The sequence below is a fragment of the Xanthomonas hyacinthi genome (genome assembly GCF_009769165.1).
Classification (GTDB): domain Bacteria; phylum Pseudomonadota; class Gammaproteobacteria; order Xanthomonadales; family Xanthomonadaceae; genus Xanthomonas_A; species Xanthomonas_A hyacinthi.
Genome location: NZ_CP043476.1, coordinates 2,756,562 through 2,773,787 on the forward strand (window position 1 = coordinate 2,756,562; position 17,226 = coordinate 2,773,787).

Consider the following 17,226-nt stretch of genomic DNA (forward strand, 5'->3'; position numbering starts at 1 on the left):
CCAGCGCACAGGCAGCGGCGTGCGCAGCCGGCGGCAGGCAGGCCCGCCGCGCATCGGCGCGGCCGGCAACGCGCGCGCTACTGGAACGCCGACAGCGCCTGGGTGAGCTGCCCGTTGCTGTTCACCGCACCCCTCGTATATCCCTGCCAGCCCGGATAGGCATCGGGTTCCCAATAGAACACGCCCAGCCCGTGCGCGCCGACCGCGCGGGTCTTGGCGACCAGGTCGGCCAGCATCGACCGCGTGGCCGCGTCCTGCTGCCAATCCATGCCCACTTCGCCGACGATCACGTCCGTGCCGTAGCGCGCCACCATGTCGCGCATGTTGCTGGCGATCTGGGTATTGGCGCTTTGCCAGCCGCTGCTCGAGGGGTAATACGACATGCCGACCGCGTCCCATTTGCCGCCGGCGGACTTGAGCCTGTCGAAGAACCAGCGGAAGGTGGCGTTGTCGTAGCCGTTGGCCAGATGCACGACCACCTTGGCGTCGGGATAGACCGCCTTGCTGGCGTTGTAGCCGCTGTCGATCAGCTGCGCGAGATTGCCGAAGTTGGGGGTCTTGCCGTCCGGCCACAGCATGCCGCCGTTGATCTCGTTGCCGACCTGGACCCAACTGACGCCGATGCCGTTGGATTTCAGGTACGAAAGGATGCCGCTGGTGTGCGCGTAGACGTCGCTGACCAGCTTGGAGAACGTATCGCCGTTCCATGCCGCGGGCTTGGTCTGCCGTCCGGGATCGGCCCAGCCGTCGCTGTAGTGGACGTCGAGCATGATGCGCATGCCCTGCGCCTTGGCGCGCTTGGCCATGCTGAGCACGTCGGCGCCGCCGCACCAGCCGTCCTTGGGGTTGACCCAGACCGGCAAGCGGATCGCGTCGACGCCGGTGCCCTTCAGCAACGCAAAGAAGTCGGCGTTCGCGCCCGCAGCATTGCGGAATACGCGGCCGCTGTTCTCCTGCTGGTCGATCCAGCTCACGTCCGCGCCCTTGGCGAAATTCTGCGCCGCCGCCGGCGCGCACAGGCAGGTCGGCAGCAACAGCGTCAGCCACGCGCAGATGCGTTTGCTCGATCCGTTCATAGGTTCTTCCCCGCGATGGTGGAGTGCTCGTAAGCGATGCCTGGATACCTGCGGGGCTGGCCGGGGCGAGCGCGAGGCTAGCGCGTTCGCGCGTGCAGCGCGCGCTGCAGCGCAGGGCGTCTACGCCCGGCGACAGCGGCGGCTGCGCGCACGCACGTGACCCACTCGCGCATCGGCATAGCGTTTGCGCCCTGCATCTGCTCGAATTCTTCCTGGACCGCGGTTGACCGCGGCCTGCCCCGGCCAGCGGACAGACCGCCGGCTTTCCCCGACGCGAAGGAGCTTCCCGTCATGCAATGCCTGGACAACCTGCTGCTCAACACCGACAGCTACAAGGCCAGCCACTGGCTGCAATATCCGGCCGGCACCGATGCCACGTTCTTCTACGTGGAATCGCGCGGCGGCGTGTACGACCGCACCGTGTTCTTCGGCCTGCAGTCGATCCTCAAGGAGGCGCTGGGCCGCGCCGTCACCCACGCCGACATCGACGCGGCGCGCGAGCTGTTCGCCGCGCACGGCGAGCCGTTCAACGAGGCCGGCTGGCGCGACATCGTCGATCGCCTCGGCGGGCAGCTGCCGATCCGCATCCGCGCCGTGCCCGAGGGCAGCGTGGTGCCCACGCACAACGCGCTGATGACCATCGAGTCCACCGACGCGCAGGCCTACTGGGTGCCGTCGTACCTGGAAACGCTGCTGCTGCGCATCTGGTATCCGGTCACCGTGGCCACGGTCAGCTGGCACGCCAAGCAGACCCTGCGCCAGTTCCTGGAGCGCACCAGCGACGATCCGGAAGGGCAGCTGCCGTTCAAGCTGCACGACTTCGGCGCGCGCGGCGTGTCCAGCCTGGAGTCGGCGGCGATCGGCGGCGCCGCGCACCTGGTCAACTTCCTCGGCACCGATACCGTGTCCGGGCTGTTGCTGGCGCGCGCCCACTACCACGAGCCGATGGCCGGCTACTCGATTCCCGCCGCCGAGCACAGCACCATCACCAGTTGGGGCCGCGAGCGCGAAGTGGATGCGTACCGCAACATGCTCAGGCAGTTCGGCAAGCCCGGCGGCATCGTCGCGGTGGTGTCCGACAGCTACGACATCTTCCACGCGATCCGCGAGCACTGGGGCAGCACCCTGCGCGAGGAGGTGATCGCCTCCGGCGCCACGGTGGTGATCCGCCCCGATTCCGGCGACCCGGTCGCGGTGGTGCACCAGTGCCTGGAACTGCTCGACGAGGCCTTCGGCCACAGCGTCAACGGCAAGGGCTACAAGGTGCTCAACCACGTGCGCGTGATCCAGGGCGACGGGGTCAACCCGACCAGCATCCGCGCGATCCTGGAACGCGTCACCAGCGCCGGCTACGCCACCGACAACGTCGCCTTCGGCATGGGCGGTGCGCTGCTGCAGCGGCTGGACCGCGACACCCAGAAGTTCGCGCTGAAGTGCTCGGCCGCGCGCGTGGACGGCGCCTGGATCGACGTCTACAAGGACCCGGTCACCGACAAGGGCAAGCTCAGCAAGCGCGGCCGCATGAGCCTGCTGCGCCATCGCGAGTACGGCGGCTACCGCACCGAGCCGGTGCCGGCCGCGGCCGCGTCGCTGGACGCACTCGCGCGGCCTGCCGGCTACGACGACGCGATGGTCACGGTATGGGAAAACGGCCGCCTGCTGCACGACTGGAGCCTGGCGCAGGTGCGCGAGCGCGCGAACGCCGCGCGTCTGTAGGTGTCGGCATGGGCGCCAGCATGGCGTTCAGGCCGCCGCGACTACCGCGTCGCGCAGCCGGCGACCTTCACCCCGGATGCGTCGCTGCGGCCGTGTTCGCGCGTTGCCGCTTCTGTTCGGAGACGCTGCGCCCGCACGCCGGCGGCACCGCCGTGGCCAGCCTGCCGCCGTCGCCGCCGGACCATTTCGCGATGCTGCGCCAGGGCCTGGCGCCGCTGTCCGCGCTACCGCCGTCGCAGTCGGGGCTGGATGAGCGACGAGGAAGCCTGGTTCCTGCAACTGCTGGAGACGCTGGGCGAGGCCGAATGCGACGGGCTGCGGGTCGAGCAGCGCGTGCTCTGTACAGCAACGGCGCCGGTTCCGCCCGCGGTCGCGGCGATGCGCTGCTGCACGCCTTGCAGCGCTTCCGGCTGTCCTGGCTGGCGCTGTCGCGGCAGCCGCCGCAGCAGGCCGGCAACGATGCGATCATGCGCTTCCGCGACGGCGCGGCGATCGCCAACGCTAGCCCTGTTCGACGCCTGCCACTACCAACGCGCCGAGCGCTGCGACCGCGGCAGCGGCTTGCTGCGGCTGGGCCTGTCGCTGCGACCGGCAGCGGACTCGCTAACCGCGGGATGAGCGCTGGCGGCGGCATCAAGGCCGTCTCGACGCGCTTGCGGCTATCCTTGGCCGGTTCCTTCCTTCCGGTCCATGGCCATGTCCGCTTCTGCCAACGTCCTCGCCTTTCCCGCGCTCGTGCTGGTCGCGATCGGCCTGAGCGGCTGCTTCGCCCGCAAGCAGGACAACCTGGTGAAGGAGACCTTCAATTCCGATAACACCTATTCGCGCAGCTATCCGGTACAGCCGGGCCAGGCCTGCGAATCGGCGCGGCGCGCGCTGCTGAGCCAGGGCTACGTGGTGGCCAAGGCCACCGCCGATGCGGTCGAAGGCACCAAGAACTTCCAGCCCAACCAGGAGTCGCACGAGCAGCTGGAACTGCGCGTATCGTGCGTGGCGCACGGCCAGGACGAATCCTGGGTGTTCGTCAGCGCGCTGCAGGACCGCTATGCGCTGAAGAAGAGCGCCACCTCGGCCAGCGTCGGCGTTGGCGTGCTCGGCTCGGTGTCGCTGCCGGTCGGCAGCAGCGACGACTCGCTGGTGCGCGTGGCCAGCAGCACCGTGCAGGACGGCGATTTCTACAAGCGCTTCTTCGAACTCATGGCGCAATACCTGCCCAAGGCCAAGCCGGCCGCGCCCGAGCCGCCGCCGCCGCCCAAGCCCGAGCCTGCCGCTGCGGTGCCGGCACCGGCACCAGCAGCACCAGCACCAGCAGAACCAGCAGCAGAACCAGCAGCAGCACCGGCACCGGCACCCGCCGCCGATGCGATGCCTGCGGCTGCCGTCGCGCCCGCCGTCAGCGACGGCACCACACCGCGCTGAGGCCTGCGTTCGTCCGCGCCTGCCGAAACTGAATAGAGGGAGTTTCGCTTCACGATTCATTTGCAATCGCGGTGCAAAGGTGAACCCTGTCGAGAGTGCGATGCCTGCAGCAGGCATCGGCTCCGCCACCCAGGAGCAACCAGCATGAACACTTTCAAATCCGCCGTGTGTCTCAGCATCCTCGCGATCGCCACGGCCGCCGCGCCGCTGGCGCAGGCGCGGCGCCAATACGGGCCGGAAGACGCCGGACGCCGCTTCAACGACGGCACCCGCGTGCACTGCAAGAAGGTCGCGGTGCAGAAGAACAACACCGACCCCGACCGCATCGGCGGCACCGTGGCCGGCGCGGCGATCGGCGGCCTGCTCGGCAACCAGATCGGCAAGGGCGACGGCAAGAAACTGGCCACGGTCGGCGGCGCGGTCGCTGGCGGCGCCACCGGGCGCTACATCCAGGGCCAGCGCCAGCAGGCCAACGGCAACCGCGTGGTCGAGACTGTCTGCAAGCGCTATTGAGTCGCCGCCGCGATAGGCCATCGCGGCGCAGCGCTCGAAACACAGAACGCCCCGGCGGACAGCATCCGCCGGGGCGTTTTGTGTTGCTTGCTGCGGCCTGAGTAATGTGTGTACCGCCACTCGGGATGATGCAGCGCAGGCCGCGCGTGGCTCGCTGAGGACCACCAGGCAATGGTGCTTCTTTCAGGCTATGGCGCTTTTTGTGGGAACGACTTCAGTCGCGACGGGACTTTATCGGGAATGCCCGTCGCGACTGAAGTCGCTCACACACGTTGCAGGTCGCCAGCAAATGATGCGTTAGCCGCCGACCACGGCGTGCAGCGCTGCGCCCAGCTCCGGATAGCGGAACACGTAGCCTTCCTGCTGCGCACGCGTCGGCAGCACCCGCTGGCTGCCGAGCAGCAGGTCGGCCATCTCGCCGAAGGCCAGGCGCAGCGCCGCGGCCGGCGCCGGCAGCAGCGCCGGCCGGTGCAGCGCCTGGCCCAGTTGCTGGGCGAAATCGGCGTTGGTCACCGGGGTCGGTGCGGTGGCGTTGTAGGCGCCGTCGCCGCCGTGCTGCAGCAGCCACAGCAACAGGCCGACATGATCGTCGCGGTGGATCCAGCTCATCCATTGCCGGCCGTCGCCCATGCGCCCGCCCAGGCCGAGCCGGAACGGCACCAGCATCCGCGCCAGCGCGCCGCCGTCGCCGCCGAGCACCACGCCGGTGCGCACCAGGCTGGTGCGTACGCCCAGCGCCTGCGCACGCAGCGCCTCGGCCTCCCAGTCGCGGCACAGCTGCGCGGCAAAATCCGCACCGGCCGCGCTGCGCTCGTCGAGCAGGTCGTTGCCGCGGTCGCCGTAACAGCCGATCGCCGAGCCGGAGAGCAGGCACGCGGGACGCTGCGCCGGGTCCAGTTGCGCGATCCAGTCGAGCAGCGCACGGGTGCTGCCGATGCGCGAGGTGCGGAAGCGACGCTTGCGGGTCTCGTTCCAGCGACCCGCGCTCAACGGTTCGCCGGCCAGATTGATCGCCGCGTGTGCCGGTGCCGCGCCCTGCAGGTCTTCGAGCGCCTGCACGCCCGGCAACGCACGTGCCGCGCGCGCCGCGTCGCGGGTGAGCACGCTGACCTGGTGTCCGGCCTGGAGCAGGGCGGGGCAGAGGGCGCGGCCGATGAATCCGGTGCCGCCGGTGACGAGCACATGCATGACGCTGGTTCCGCGAGCGGGGAGCGGCAGTGTAGGGTTGGCCGGCATTGCGGCCGAGTGAATGCGCCTGCCGATGGCCGCCATGCGCATCGCCGCGGCGGCGCACGGCTTCGCGGCGCGTGCACCACGCGCGCGTCACGCTGCGCCTCCGCCTCCGCGTGCGCGTCCCGCAGCGCAGCCATCCATCCATCCTGGGTCTGTCCTCTTCCGCCTCTGCCATGCTCGCGCCATGACTGCCCCCACTGCGCTCCAGCAACCGCTGCGCCGTCGCCGTGTTGCCGCGCGCTTGCTGCTGGCGCTGGCGTTGGCCACGGGCGCTGCGCTCGCGGCGCCGCCGCAAGCGGCCGACCAGGCCAGCGCCGACTGCCTGGCCGCGCTGCTGCGCCAGCTCGGCTGGCGCATCGACAGCACGCCTGCCGCGCAGCCGCGGCTGCTGCCTGGCGCACCCTGCGCACGCAGCTCGCTGGCCGATGCGCAGGCGCACGGCGACCTGCAGGCGGCGTTGCCGGCGCAATGGGACCAGGCGCAACGGCGCGACGCGCTGCGCGCGCTGCTGCAGGCGCCGGCCACGCACTGCGGCTATTTCCTGCTGCTCGGCGCGGCCACCCAGCGTGCGGTGACGCAGTTGCAGGGCAACCCCGGCTACCGGTTCAGTGCGCTGCAGCTGGGCTGGATCGGATTCGGCCCGGGCGGCGCGCGCCGGCAGGGCTGGCAGCGCTTCCGCAGCTTCGGCCGCGGCTACCGTCCGCTGCAGGGCAATGCGCGCGCGATCGAGGCCTTCTACAGCGGCCGCGTGCGCTCCGAATGCGGCGTCGGCCGGCAGATCGCGCAGCTGGCCACGCAGCGCGAGCTATACGGCGCTGCCGGCTTCGATCGCGCGTTCAGCGCCGGGGAATTGTCGATCGGCACCTTCCTCACCCTGCACGACACCGACAGCATCCTGCTCGGCGCGCATGCCGGCGAATTCTTCGCCGACGGCAAGGCGGCCAAGACGTCGCAACTGGGCGGCGCCGCCTTCCTCGGCGCGCCCGGCTTCATCGCCCACGTGTTCGAGCGCCGCTACCTGGACGACATCAACAACCAGGCGGAGAACTTCGTGGTCGTGGCGGTCGGCGCCGAGGCGGCGGCGTTGCGCACGCATGGCGGCTTCGCCTACTACGACGCCAGCAACCGGCGCATCTGGGAACTGGCGCAGGCGTTGCGCGGACCCGGCCGCAAGCGCTTCGAGAAACTGCTGTTCGAGCGCGATCCCGTGCTGCGCGCGACGCTATCGCCGGCGCAACGCAGTGTCCTGGCGCAGCTCGATGCGTTGCTCGACGATCCCTTCTACCGCGGCTTCGAGGTGTACGTGCACCCCATGGGCCGCCAACCGATCGGCTATCACGTGGCGCGCCTGCTGGACCGCAATCCGCGCACGCCGTTCGCGATCGACCTGACCCTGCACAACCTGCATACCACGCTGTACCGGCGCTGGCGCGACCAGCAGTTGCAGGATTGCGCGCAGGCGGCGCAGGCGCAATCGCCTTAGCTGCGCGTCAGCCGCGGCGCAACGCTTCGTGCGACCCTAACGGTCCTCTCTTCGAGCTAGGACAGACGCATGGAACTGGGACTTGTAGGCTTGGGCCGGATGGGCGCGAACATGGCCGAGCGGCTGGTGCGTGGTGGCCACCGCGTGGTCGGTTTCGACCTGGGCGCGGCGGCGCGCAGCGCGGCGCAGCAGCGCGGCGTGGAGACGGTGGAGGCGATGGCCGCGCTGGTCGCGGCGCTGCCGGCGCCGCGTGCGGTGTGGCTGATGGTGCCGGCCGGCAAGATCGTCGACGACACCCTGGCCGCGCTGCTGCCGCTGTTGGGCGAAGGCGACGTGGTCGTGGACGGCGGCAATTCGTACTACAAGGATTCGATGCGCCGCGCCGGCGAACTGGCCGCGCACGGCATCGCCTACGTCGATTGCGGTACCAGCGGCGGCGTATGGGGCCTGAAGGAGGGTTATAGCCTGATGATCGGCGGCGACGCCGCGGCGGTGCAGCGGCTCGATCCGCTGTTCGCGACCCTGGCGCCGGCCGCCGACGCCGGCTGGGGCCGGGTCGGTCCCAGCGGCGCCGGCCACTTCACCAAGATGGTCCACAACGGCATCGAGTACGGCATGATGCAGGCCTATGCCGAAGGCTTCGCGCTGATGGCGCGCAAGCAGGAGTTCGAGCTGGACCTGCACCAGATCGCCGAGGTCTGGCGCCAGGGCAGCGTGGTGCGCTCGTGGCTGCTGGACCTGTGCTCCGATGCGCTGGGCAGCAACCCGGGCCTGTCCGGCATCGCGCCGTACGTGGAGGATTCCGGTGAGGGCCGCTGGACCGTGGCCGAGGCGATCGACCTCAACGTCGCCGCGCCGGTGATCACCTTGTCGCTGCTGGAACGGCTGCGCTCGCGCGACGACGATTCGTTCACCGACAAGCTGTTGTCGGCGATGCGCAACCAGTTCGGCGGGCACGCGATCAAGCACGAAACGCCGGCCGTGCCGCCGTCCGCGACTGCGGCCGGGTAGGGCGTGTCCTCGATTCCCGCGGGGCCGCTCTTGTGCGCCCTCGGCGCTACGTCATCGCCCGGGCGGAACCATCCTCCACGCCTTCTCGCTCTTGCTTGCCTCGTGCACGCACAAGAGCGGCGCGATCTGCTTGGGGATTGAGGACGCGCCCTAGGCCGCGGCGCGTCAGTCCAGCGCCAGCGTGCGGCCTTCGGCGGCGCTGCGCTGGCCGAGTTCGAGCAGCCGCATCACCGCCAGCGCCTGCGCCGCATCCACCGGCGCGGGCGCGCGCCCGGCCATCGCCTCGCGAAAGCCGGCATAGCAGTGCCGATAGTCGCCGCGCTGCGTCGGCAGCGCATGCGTGGCGGCATTGCCGTCGGCGCCGAGCAGGGTCAGCTCGCCGGCAAGCGGATCCTCACCCCACTGCGGCGCGGCCGGGGTGAGCCCGGCGCGCAACTGCGCCTCCTGCGTGTCCAGGCCATGCTTGAGATAGCTGCCGCGCTCGCCATGCACGGCGAAGCGCAGCCCCTTCGCCGCCACCAGCGAGCCGGCATGCAGTACCGCGCGCAGCCGCGGGTAGCGCAGCACGGCATGGAAATAATCGGTCGCCTGTGCGCCGTGGCGCTGCTGCGCCAGATCGACCTGGATCGCCTCCGGCGGGCCGAACAATTGCAGGGTCTGGTCGAGCAGGTGTGGCCCCAGGTCGAACCACAGTCCGGAGCCGGGCAGCGCATGCTCGCGCCAGCGGTCGCCGACCTGCGGACGATGGCGATCGAAGTGCGAGTGGAATTCGGCGATCGCGCCCAGCCTGTTCGCGTCGAGCAGCGTGCGCAGGGTCAGGAAGTCGCCGTCCCAGCGCCGGTTCTGGAACACGCTGACGATGCGCCCGGCGCGCTGCGCCTGGGCGATGATCTGCTGCGCCGCGTCCACGTCCAGAGTGAACGGCTTGTCCACCAGCACGTGCTTGCCCTGCGCCAGTGCCGCCAGCGCCAGCGGCGCATGGGTCTGGTTCGGCGTGGCCACCACCACCGCATCGATCTGCGGATCGGCGAAGGCCTGCTGCGGGTCGGCGACGATGCGCGCCTGCGGATAGGCCGCAGCGGCTTCGTCGTGGCGGCTGGACACGATGCTGTGCAGGCGCAGGCCTGGCGTGTGCGCGATCAGCGGCGCATGGAATACGCGGCCGACGAAACCGTAGCCGAGCAGGGCGAGATGGAAGGGCTGGGGCATGGCGTCGAAGCTGCGCTGCGAGGGGGCGACCAGTATCCCGGCACAGGCCGTCACGCGGCGTGCACGCCTTTCACGCCGCCGCGATTTGCCGGTCACATCGCTTGTACGCCGCCGCGCAGACACTGCGCCACACACCTTCAAGGGAGGAGGACAGCATGAAAAAGTTCACGTCGCCCACGCTGCTCGGCACCGCACTCGCATTCGGTCTGACCCTGGCCGCCGGCCAGGCGCTGGCCGTCGATCCGCCGAGCACCGCCGACAAGGACCATGCCGGCATGGTCCACACCGACGGCATGCAGCACGCGTCCAGGGAGCCGGTCGCCGACACCTGGATCACCACCAAGGTGAAGGCCGATCTGCTCGCGACCAAGGACGTCTCCGGTACCGACATCAAGGTCGAGACGCTCAACGGCACGGTCACGCTGTCCGGTGCGGTCGAGAGCAAGGCGCAGCACGACAAGGCCATCGCGGTCGCCAAGATGATCGACGGGGTCAAGAAGGTCGACGCGTCCGGCCTGAAAGTGGCCGGCGCGGCCAAGCACTGATCCTCGCGATCCGTGGAGGTGGGGCGCGCGACGAGGCGCGTCCCGCCTCCCCACGCAACGACGCACTCTCCGGAGTGCTTTTTTTTGCCCGACACAGACGCATGTCGGGCATCCACCACACGTGGTGGCGCAGCGCTTCGCATTGCATTGACGCACGTTCAGGCATCATCAAGCGACGTTGGCTACCAGGCGAATTGCCATGTTGGATGCTTACTCCCAGGCCGCGTCCCGCCCCGCGTCCGCACGCCCCGCGTCCGTCGGCGCGGTGGATTCGACCTCCTCGGCGGGCACGTCGCTGCGACCCTCTTGCTTGCCCCTCGCGCTGCGCCAGCTCGAATCGCAGCTGGGCATGCTGCTGGCCACCTTCCACGACGATGCCGGTTTCTGGGCGGCCTTCGCCAAGCTGATGCAGCACCTGGACGAAGACCTGGGCGCCGCCGAGCGTGCGCGCCTGCGCAGCCATGCCGATTTCCTGCTGGTCCGGGCCGGGATGTCGTCGTGGACGCTGATCGCTGCGACGCAGGGCGCGGCCGCCCGCACGGTGCAGGCTCCGCCGCGCCGCACCTGATCGCATCACATCGGCATCGGCATCGGGCGGCGCACAGTCGCCCGTTTCTTTGTTCCCGAGCATTAGGATAGAGTCGCATTCGGATGGCGCGCTGGGGAGTTGCGCAAAGCCTGAATAATGCATCGTGCGATGGCAGGGATCGGCGGCAATGCCCGCCTCTCGGTGTCGCTGCCGTTCCCATCTTCCATGAACAGGTATGCAGATCACCGCCAAACATGACGCCTGGGACCGCTGGCGCTTGCCGCTGCTGGCGTTAGCCGTGGTGTTGATCGTGATCCTGCCCTCGTTGCTGCTGCGGCAGATGAGCGACAGCACCCTGCATGCGGCCGACTGGGTCAGCCACAGCCAGGAGGTCACCGCGACGCTGAGCAGGTTGGAGGCGAACATGCGCGACATGGAATCGGCGGCGATGGCGATGGCGCACGACGTCGACTCGCCGATCCTGCGCATCCGTTTCAGCGCGTCGCGCGCCGCGATCGCGCCGACCATCGCGCGCCTGGTCGCGCTGACCCGCGACAACCCCGACCAGCAGGTGCGCATCGGCCGCCTGCAGAGCACCCTGGAGCGCCGCGGCCTGCTGGCCGCGCGCATCGCCCACAACCGCGACCCGCAGCGGATCCGTGCGCTGATCCAGGAGATGACCGCGGACAATCCGATCCGCGGCCTGGTCGCCGAACTGCAGCGGCGCGAGGACGCGCTGCTGGCCGAGCGCACCGCCGATGCCGACCAGCGGCGGATGCTGGCCTCGGCGATCAGTTGGGTGTCGCTGGCGGTGCAGTTGCTGCTGCTGGGCCTGGTGATCTGGCTGCTGCAGCGGCAGACCGGCCGGCGCCTGGACGCGGAGCGGCACATGCTGCGTGCCAATGCCCGCGCTGCCGCGGTGCTGCAGACGGTGCGCGAGCCGATCGTGCTGCTCGACAGTGAGCAGCGCATGCTGATGCACAACGCCGCCTTCGGCGAACTGTACGGGCTGGACCCGGAGCCGGCGCCGAAGATGCTGGCCGAGGTCGGCGACGGCGCCTGGCAGGACCCCCTCGTGCGCCAGCGCCTGGCCGACGTGCTGCTGCGCGGACGCGAGCTGTGGGACTTCGAACACGAGCAGCGCGGCGCCGACGGCGTCGGCCGCACCATGCTGTTGAACGCGCGGCGCATGCCGCTGCCGGACAGCGAGGACGAAGTGGTGCTGATGACGGTCAGCGACATCAGCCTGCACAAGGCCTCGCAGCAGCGCATCCAGCTCCTGAACCGGCAGCTGGAGGGCAAGGTGGAGCAGGTCTCGGAGGTCAATCGCGAACTGGAGGCCTTCAGCTATTCGGTCTCGCACGACCTGCGCGCGCCGCTGCGCCATGTCGCCGGCTTCGCCGACAAGCTGGCCCGCCACCTCGGCGACGGCGCCGACGAGAAGAGCCGCCATTATCTGGAAGTGATCGGCACCTCGGCGCGGCGCATGGCCTCGCTGATCGACGACCTGCTGGTGTATTCGCGCCTGGGCCGCAGCGCGCTGCGCCTGCAGGCGGTGGACATGCAGTCGCTGGTGGCGGAGACGCGCTCGGTGCTGGATGCCAACTTCCAGTCCGACCACGCCGGCAGCGGCCGCCGCATCGAGTGGAGCGTGGCGCCGTTGCCGATCCTGGTCGCCGACGAGAACATGATGCGCCAGCTGTGGCTGAACCTGCTCGGCAACGCGGTCAAGTACAGCGCCAAGCGCGAAGTGCTGGCGATCGAGGTCGGCTACCGGCTGCAGCCCGACGGCAGCCACCATTTCAGCGTGCGCGACAACGGCGCCGGCTTCGACATGGCCTATGCGGCCAAGCTGTTCGGCGTGTTCCAGCGCCTGCACAAGGCCAGCGAATACGCCGGCACCGGCATCGGCCTGGCCAGCGTGCGCCGGGTGCTGGCCCGCCACGGCGGCCATATCTGGGCCGATGCGGCGCCGGACCAGGGCGCGACCTTCCATTTCGTGTTACTCCCCGCGCTCGAAGCGCCTCCCAACGAGTTGACCGCATGACCGCCATCCGCACCATCCTGCTTGCAGAGGACAGCCCCGCCGATGCCGAAATGGCGGTCGATGCGCTGCGCGACGCGCGCCTGGCCAATCCCATCGTGCATGTCGAAGACGGCGTGGAGGCGATGGACTACCTGCTGCGCCGCGGCGCCTACGCCGACCGCGAGGACGGCCTGCCGGCGGTGCTGCTGCTGGACATCAAGATGCCGCGCATGGACGGGCTGGAAGTGCTCAAGCTGGTACGCACCGACGAATCGCTCAAGCGCCTGCCGGTGGTGATCCTGTCGTCCTCGCGCGAGGAAAGCGACCTGGCGCGCAGCTGGGACCTGGGCGTCAACGCCTACGTGGTCAAGCCGGTGGACGTGGACCAGTTCTTCACCGCGGTGAAGACGCTGGGCACGTTCTGGGCGCTGATCAACCAGGCGCCGGACAAAGAGTAGGCGCGCATGCCCATGACCGGCACCAAGCTCGGACTGCTCCGGATCCTGATGGTCGAGGATTCCCCGGAGGACGCCGAGCTGCTGTCCGACCAGCTGCTGGATGCCGGCCTGGAGGCGACCTTCCGCCGTGTGGAAGGCGAGTCCGCGCTGCGCGCGGCGCTGCGCGAGTTCGCCCCGGACATCGTGTTGTCGGACCTGAGCATGCCGGAGTTCTCCGGGCACCAGGCGCTGCGCGTGCTGCGCGAGCACAGCACGTCGGTGCCCTTCATCTTCGTCTCCGGCACCATCGGCGAGGAGACCGCGGTGCAGGCGCTGCGCGACGGCGCCAACGACTACATCATCAAGCACAACCCGACGCGGCTGCCGTCGGCGGTGGCACGCGCGATCCGCGAGGCGCGCAGCGAGCGCGAGCGGCAGCGGGTGGAGGGCGAGCTGATGCGCGCGCAGCGGCTGGAGAGCCTGGCGCTGCTGGCCGCCGGCCTCAGCCACGACCTGCGCAACATCCTGCAGCCGCTGCTGATCGTGCCGGAGCTGATGATCGGGCGCAGCGACGATCCGCAGCTGCGGCACCTGGCCGAGGTCATCGCCGAGTGCGGCCGGCGCGGCCATGAGATGGCCGAGTCGATGCTGTCGTTCGTGCGCGGCTCGCGCACGCCCAGCGAGCGGGTGTCCATCGCCGGCCTGTTCCAGGCGGTGCAGATGCTGCTCAAGAGCAGCCTGCCGGAGCGGGTCGGGCTGCAGGTGGAGGTGGCCGACGCCGAGCTGTCGATCGAGGCCAACTACACCGAACTGCAGCAATGCCTGCTCAATCTCGGCCTGAACGCGATCCAGGCGATGCCCAATGGCGGCACCCTGGCCATTTCCGCGGCGCCGGCGATCGGCGCCGACGGCAGCGAGCAGGTGCGGATCCTGGTCCGCGACACCGGCGTGGGCATGGACGCGGACACCCAGGCGCAGCTATTCAGTCCGTTCTTCACCACCAAGCCCGACGGCACCGGCCTGGGCCTGATCTCGTGCAAGCGCATCGTCGAAAGCTACGGCGGCAGCATCGGCGTGGACAGCACCCCGGGCGTGGGCAGCTGCTTCGAACTGTTGATTCCGCTGCGCGGCCACGCGCCCTCGGCCGAGCCGGAGCCGGCGATGCCGATGGGCAGGGGCCAGCGCGTGCTGCTGGTCGACGGCGAGGCCACGCGCCTGTCGCTGCTCGGCAATGCCTTGTCCAGCCAGGGCTACCGGCCGCAGCTGGCCTCCGACGGCGCCGCGGCGCTGCGCGCCGTGCGCGAGCACGGCATGCCGGATCTGCTGATCGTGGACAGCGACATCATCCTGCTGTCGGCGGTGAGCCTGCTGCTGGCGCTGCAGGACCTGGACTACCGCGGCCCGGCGATCGTGCTCGAGGATGCCGGCACCGCGCTGCAGCGCGACCACTTCCCGCGCGACATCGCCGTGCACGTGCTGCGCAAGCCGCTGCAGATGCAGCGCGTGTTCCGCGCGGTGGCGCATGCGTTGGAGAGTGGCTAGAAGCTGGGAATCGAGAATGGGGAATAGGGAATTGGAAAAGCGAATCCCTACACCCCAACGCGTACGCCAAAGGCACCGCTTCCGCTGAGGTCATCGGTCAGGCGCTGTTGCCGTTGCCTTTACGATTCCCCAATCCCGAATCCCCAATCCCCGCTTCACTGCTGGGACGACTGGTCTTCCGGGTCGCGCCGGGCCGGGACGCGGCGCGGCGGCAGCGGCGGCAGGCTGCCGCGGTTGTCGGTTTCGCTTTCGCTGGCCATGGCCGGCTCCCACGGAAAGCGTGGCAGCGTGCGCACCGCGTTCTCCAGCTTGCGCGACCAGGTGTCGTGGATTTCCGAGTACAGCGGCGTGTCCGCTTCCAGGCGCAGGCGCTCGGTCACGCGCAGGTCGTTGCGGCGGATCAGCGCCAGGTCGATCGGCATGCCGACCGACAGGTTGGAGCGGATGGTGGAGTCCAGCGACACCAGCGCGGTGCGCGCGGCATCCTCCAGCTGCATCTCCGGGCGGATGATGCGGTCCAGGATCGGCTTGCCGTACTTGGACTCGCCGATCTGCAGGTAAGGCGTCTCCGGCGAGGTGGCGATGGCGTTGCCCAGCGGGTAGATCATGTACAGCCCGGGCCGCTCGCCGGCGATCTGTCCGCCCAGGATCAGCGTGGACTGCACGCTGACGCCGCTGTGCTGGGACTGGTCGGACAGCTTGACCTGGCTGGAGACCAGCACCTCGCCGACGTACTCGGCGATCTCGAACAGATGCCGGAACGAGCGCAGGCTGCGCGGCGCGTCCGCATCGTCGGCGTCGCGCTGCAGTTTGGAGATCGCCAGCTGGGTGGTGGCCAGGTTGCCGGCCGACATCAGCACGAATACCGCCTGCCCCGGATACTCGAACACATGCAGCTTGCGATGCACGCGAACGTCGTCCAGCGAGGCGTTGGTGCGCGTGTCTGCGGCGAAGACCAGGCCTTCGTCCACTTCGATGCCTACGCAATAAGTCATGTCGCTGCCGGAGATCAGTGCGTTTCGATTCTATGCGGGGGGGACGGGCTTGGCTACCCGTTGACGCTCGCGGCCGCGGCATGCGCGAATATCGCATGACCACCGTGCTCCTCAGCCTGGGCAGCAATCTGCGCCCGCAATACCATCTGCACGCCGCGATCGCCGCGCTGCGCCAGCGTTTCGGCCCGATCGCGGTGTCCCCGACCTACCGCACCGCGGCGGTCGGATTCGACGGCCCGCCGTTCCTGAACAATGCCGTGTCGCTGCACACCGAGTGGGAGCTGGAAGCGCTGGATGCGTGGCTGCATGCGCTGGAAGACGCGCACGGGCGCGACCGTGGCGGCCCGCGCTTCAGCGACCGCACCCTGGACATCGACGTGGTGTTCTACGGCGATCGCATCGTCGAAGGCCCCGGCCACCTGCGCATCCCGCGCCCGGAACTGCGCCACGCCTTCGTGCTCAAGCCGCTGGCCGACATCGCCGCCGACTTCGTCGACCCGCTCAGCGGCCGCAGCCTGGGCGCGCTGTGGCAGGCGCATGCGCAGTTCGGGGAGGCGTTCGAGGGGGTGGAGTTGGGTGATGAAGCCGGGAATAGGGAAGAGGGAATGGGGAATCGGTAAAGGCGGACGCCGGGCCGGGTCGTCGGGCTGTCATGGCGCGGTAAGGAGTGGATCTCAGCAACGACTGGCCTAGGCGCGCTCCCCCATTCCCCATTCCCAGCCTTCAAGAAAGGCCCCGCCCCCCATCCACCCGCAGCGTCTGTCCGGTGACGAAGCCGGCGTCGTCGAGCAGCCAGCGCACCGCCTCGGCGATTTCCTCGACCCGGCCGATCCGCGCCAGCGGCGTGCGCGCCAGCAAAGCCTGCTGCGCGGCGCCGTCCTTGCCGGCTTCCGGCCACAGGATCGCGCCGGGGGCGATGGCGTTCACCCGCACCTGCGGCGCCAGTTCCAGCGCCAGCGAACGGGTCAGCATCGCCAGCGCCGCCTTCGCCGCGCTGTACAGCGGGTGCGCGCGCAGCGGCTGCTCGGCGTGCAGGTCGGTGATGTTGACGATCGCGCCGTGGTGTTCGCGCAGCTGCGCAGCCGCGGCCTGGGCCAGGAACAGCGGTGCGCGCGCGTTGACCGCGAACAGGTCGTCCCACTGCGCCGGCGTGGCCTCGGCCAGCGGAGTGGGGTAGAAGTTGGAGGCGTTGTTGACCAGCGCGTCGAGCCGGCCGAAATGCTGCACGCACTGCGCCACCAGCGCCGGCAATCGCGCGGCGTCGCGCAGGTCGGCGTGTAGGGCCAGGGTGCTGCCGGCGCGCACGCCTTCCAGCTCCTGCGCCAGCGCCTGCAGCTCGGCCTGCGAGGTATGCGCGTGCAGCGCCACGCGATAGCCGGCCGCATGCAGGCGCCGCGCGATGCCGGCGCCGATGCGGCGTGCGCTGCCGGTGATCAGGGCGACTTTGGTCTCGGTCATGTGTGCATTCCACGCTCGGCTATGCTGTGCATTG

General features: G+C 69.8%; 17 protein-coding genes. 12 read left to right on the forward strand and 5 right to left on the reverse strand.

Annotated features, from left to right (window positions below; translation table 11 throughout):
- Nucleotides 1-77: 77 nt before the first annotated feature.
- Complete coding sequence (locus tag FZ025_RS12170) at nucleotides 78-1,076, reverse strand: glycoside hydrolase family 53 protein (protein ID WP_046978884.1); 999 nt, start codon at nucleotides 1,074-1,076, stop codon at nucleotides 78-80.
- 291 nt (nucleotides 1,077-1,367) lie between these two features.
- On the opposite strand from FZ025_RS12170, the gene FZ025_RS12175 reads away from it, so the two are divergent.
- The 4 genes from FZ025_RS12175 to FZ025_RS12190 all read left to right on the forward strand — a co-directional run bounded on the left by FZ025_RS12175 (nucleotide 1,368) and on the right by FZ025_RS12190 (nucleotide 4,724).
- Nucleotides 1,368-2,792 (forward strand): nicotinate phosphoribosyltransferase, encoded by a 1,425-nt coding sequence (locus tag FZ025_RS12175; protein WP_046978883.1) that lies wholly within the window; start codon nucleotides 1,368-1,370, stop codon nucleotides 2,790-2,792.
- Nucleotides 2,793-3,041: 249 nt separating this feature from the next.
- Nucleotides 3,042-3,410 carry a hypothetical protein gene (locus FZ025_RS22025; RefSeq protein ID WP_208803632.1) on the forward strand — a complete coding sequence of 123 codons (369 nt, stop codon included), beginning with the start codon at nucleotides 3,042-3,044 and terminating at the stop codon, nucleotides 3,408-3,410.
- Nucleotides 3,411-3,488: 78 nt separating this feature from the next.
- The gene (locus FZ025_RS12185; protein WP_046978893.1) at nucleotides 3,489-4,211 is read left to right on the forward strand and encodes a DUF2242 domain-containing protein; all 723 of its coding nucleotides are present in this window, start codon (nucleotides 3,489-3,491) and stop codon (nucleotides 4,209-4,211) included.
- A gap of 144 nt (nucleotides 4,212-4,355) precedes the next feature.
- Nucleotides 4,356-4,724 (forward strand): glycine zipper 2TM domain-containing protein, encoded by a 369-nt coding sequence (locus FZ025_RS12190; protein WP_046978882.1) that lies wholly within the window; start codon nucleotides 4,356-4,358, stop codon nucleotides 4,722-4,724.
- A 297-nt stretch (nucleotides 4,725-5,021) separates the two neighbouring features.
- Here the strand turns inward: FZ025_RS12190 and FZ025_RS12195 are convergent, their stop codons facing one another.
- On the reverse strand, nucleotides 5,022-5,912 hold the full coding sequence (locus FZ025_RS12195; protein ID WP_046978881.1) for a TIGR01777 family oxidoreductase: 891 nt from the start codon (nucleotides 5,910-5,912) through the stop codon (nucleotides 5,022-5,024).
- A 229-nt stretch (nucleotides 5,913-6,141) separates the two neighbouring features.
- On the opposite strand from FZ025_RS12195, the gene FZ025_RS12200 reads away from it, so the two are divergent.
- Nucleotides 6,142-7,440: a hypothetical protein gene (locus FZ025_RS12200; RefSeq protein ID WP_046978880.1), complete on the forward strand. Its 1,299-nt coding sequence runs from the start codon at nucleotides 6,142-6,144 to the stop codon at nucleotides 7,438-7,440.
- A 69-nt stretch (nucleotides 7,441-7,509) separates the two neighbouring features.
- Nucleotides 7,510-8,451 (forward strand): phosphogluconate dehydrogenase (NAD(+)-dependent, decarboxylating), encoded by a 942-nt coding sequence (gene gnd / locus FZ025_RS12205; RefSeq protein ID WP_046978879.1) that lies wholly within the window; start codon nucleotides 7,510-7,512, stop codon nucleotides 8,449-8,451.
- A gap of 165 nt (nucleotides 8,452-8,616) precedes the next feature.
- Here gnd and FZ025_RS12210 read toward each other — a convergent pair whose 3' ends face one another.
- Nucleotides 8,617-9,660 (reverse strand): oxidoreductase, encoded by a 1,044-nt coding sequence (locus FZ025_RS12210; protein WP_046978892.1) that lies wholly within the window; start codon nucleotides 9,658-9,660, stop codon nucleotides 8,617-8,619.
- 155 nt (nucleotides 9,661-9,815) lie between these two features.
- Between FZ025_RS12210 and FZ025_RS12215 the strand changes: the two genes are divergently transcribed.
- From FZ025_RS12215 to FZ025_RS12235, 5 genes are all read left to right on the forward strand, one after another.
- Nucleotides 9,816-10,205, forward strand: coding sequence for a BON domain-containing protein (locus FZ025_RS12215; RefSeq protein ID WP_046978878.1), 390 nt, complete (start codon nucleotides 9,816-9,818; stop codon nucleotides 10,203-10,205).
- Between the two features lie 199 nt (nucleotides 10,206-10,404).
- Nucleotides 10,405-10,773 carry a hypothetical protein gene (locus tag FZ025_RS12220; protein WP_046978877.1) on the forward strand — a complete coding sequence of 123 codons (369 nt, stop codon included), beginning with the start codon at nucleotides 10,405-10,407 and terminating at the stop codon, nucleotides 10,771-10,773.
- Nucleotides 10,774-10,969: 196 nt separating this feature from the next.
- A complete protein-coding gene (locus FZ025_RS12225; RefSeq protein ID WP_046978876.1) occupies nucleotides 10,970-12,781 on the forward strand; it encodes a sensor histidine kinase in 1,812 nt (603 codons plus the stop codon).
- Nucleotides 12,778-13,218: a response regulator gene (locus FZ025_RS12230; protein WP_039006037.1), complete on the forward strand. Its 441-nt coding sequence runs from the start codon at nucleotides 12,778-12,780 to the stop codon at nucleotides 13,216-13,218. Before FZ025_RS12225 ends, FZ025_RS12230 begins: the two co-directional genes overlap by 4 nt.
- Before the next feature lie 6 nt (nucleotides 13,219-13,224).
- A complete protein-coding gene (locus FZ025_RS12235) occupies nucleotides 13,225-14,739 on the forward strand; it encodes an ATP-binding response regulator (protein ID WP_046978875.1) in 1,515 nt (504 codons plus the stop codon).
- 155 nt (nucleotides 14,740-14,894) lie between these two features.
- Here the strand turns inward: FZ025_RS12235 and FZ025_RS12240 are convergent, their stop codons facing one another.
- Nucleotides 14,895-15,734 carry a proteasome-type protease gene (locus FZ025_RS12240; protein WP_046978874.1) on the reverse strand — a complete coding sequence of 280 codons (840 nt, stop codon included), beginning with the start codon at nucleotides 15,732-15,734 and terminating at the stop codon, nucleotides 14,895-14,897.
- A gap of 95 nt (nucleotides 15,735-15,829) precedes the next feature.
- Between FZ025_RS12240 and folK the strand changes: the two genes are divergently transcribed.
- The gene (gene folK / locus FZ025_RS12245) at nucleotides 15,830-16,354 is read left to right on the forward strand and encodes a 2-amino-4-hydroxy-6-hydroxymethyldihydropteridine diphosphokinase (protein ID WP_046978891.1); all 525 of its coding nucleotides are present in this window, start codon (nucleotides 15,830-15,832) and stop codon (nucleotides 16,352-16,354) included.
- Between the two features lie 103 nt (nucleotides 16,355-16,457).
- Here the strand turns inward: folK and FZ025_RS12250 are convergent, their stop codons facing one another.
- Nucleotides 16,458-17,192: a pteridine reductase gene (locus FZ025_RS12250; RefSeq protein ID WP_104558800.1), complete on the reverse strand. Its 735-nt coding sequence runs from the start codon at nucleotides 17,190-17,192 to the stop codon at nucleotides 16,458-16,460.
- Nucleotides 17,193-17,226: the final 34 nt, after the last annotated feature.

Excerpts from the sequence above, each read along its gene's own strand:
- FZ025_RS12220 (WP_046978877.1), top strand. The coding sequence starts at position 10,405 with ATGTTGGATGCTTACTCCCAGGCCGCGTCCCGCCCCGCGTCCGCACGC.
- FZ025_RS12235 (WP_046978875.1), top strand. The coding sequence starts at position 13,225 with ATGCCCATGACCGGCACCAAGCTCGGACTGCTCCGGATCCTGATGGTC.
- FZ025_RS12215 (WP_046978878.1), top strand. The coding sequence starts at position 9,816 with ATGAAAAAGTTCACGTCGCCCACGCTGCTCGGCACCGCACTCGCATTC.
- FZ025_RS12195 (WP_046978881.1), bottom strand. The coding sequence starts at position 5,912 with ATGCATGTGCTCGTCACCGGCGGCACCGGATTCATCGGCCGCGCCCTC.
- FZ025_RS12230 (WP_039006037.1), top strand. The coding sequence starts at position 12,778 with ATGACCGCCATCCGCACCATCCTGCTTGCAGAGGACAGCCCCGCCGAT.
- FZ025_RS12250 (WP_104558800.1), bottom strand. The coding sequence starts at position 17,192 with ATGACCGAGACCAAAGTCGCCCTGATCACCGGCAGCGCACGCCGCATC.
- FZ025_RS12170 (WP_046978884.1), bottom strand. The coding sequence starts at position 1,076 with ATGAACGGATCGAGCAAACGCATCTGCGCGTGGCTGACGCTGTTGCTG.
- folK (WP_046978891.1), top strand. The coding sequence starts at position 15,830 with ATGACCACCGTGCTCCTCAGCCTGGGCAGCAATCTGCGCCCGCAATAC.
- FZ025_RS12190 (WP_046978882.1), top strand. The coding sequence starts at position 4,356 with ATGAACACTTTCAAATCCGCCGTGTGTCTCAGCATCCTCGCGATCGCC.
- FZ025_RS12240 (WP_046978874.1), bottom strand. The coding sequence starts at position 15,734 with ATGACTTATTGCGTAGGCATCGAAGTGGACGAAGGCCTGGTCTTCGCC.
- FZ025_RS12210 (WP_046978892.1), bottom strand. The coding sequence starts at position 9,660 with ATGCCCCAGCCCTTCCATCTCGCCCTGCTCGGCTACGGTTTCGTCGGC.
- FZ025_RS12225 (WP_046978876.1), top strand. The coding sequence starts at position 10,970 with ATGCAGATCACCGCCAAACATGACGCCTGGGACCGCTGGCGCTTGCCG.
- FZ025_RS12185 (WP_046978893.1), top strand. The coding sequence starts at position 3,489 with ATGTCCGCTTCTGCCAACGTCCTCGCCTTTCCCGCGCTCGTGCTGGTC.
- FZ025_RS12175 (WP_046978883.1), top strand. The coding sequence starts at position 1,368 with ATGCAATGCCTGGACAACCTGCTGCTCAACACCGACAGCTACAAGGCC.
- FZ025_RS12200 (WP_046978880.1), top strand. The coding sequence starts at position 6,142 with ATGACTGCCCCCACTGCGCTCCAGCAACCGCTGCGCCGTCGCCGTGTT.
- FZ025_RS22025 (WP_208803632.1), top strand. The coding sequence starts at position 3,042 with ATGAGCGACGAGGAAGCCTGGTTCCTGCAACTGCTGGAGACGCTGGGC.
- gnd (WP_046978879.1), top strand. The coding sequence starts at position 7,510 with ATGGAACTGGGACTTGTAGGCTTGGGCCGGATGGGCGCGAACATGGCC.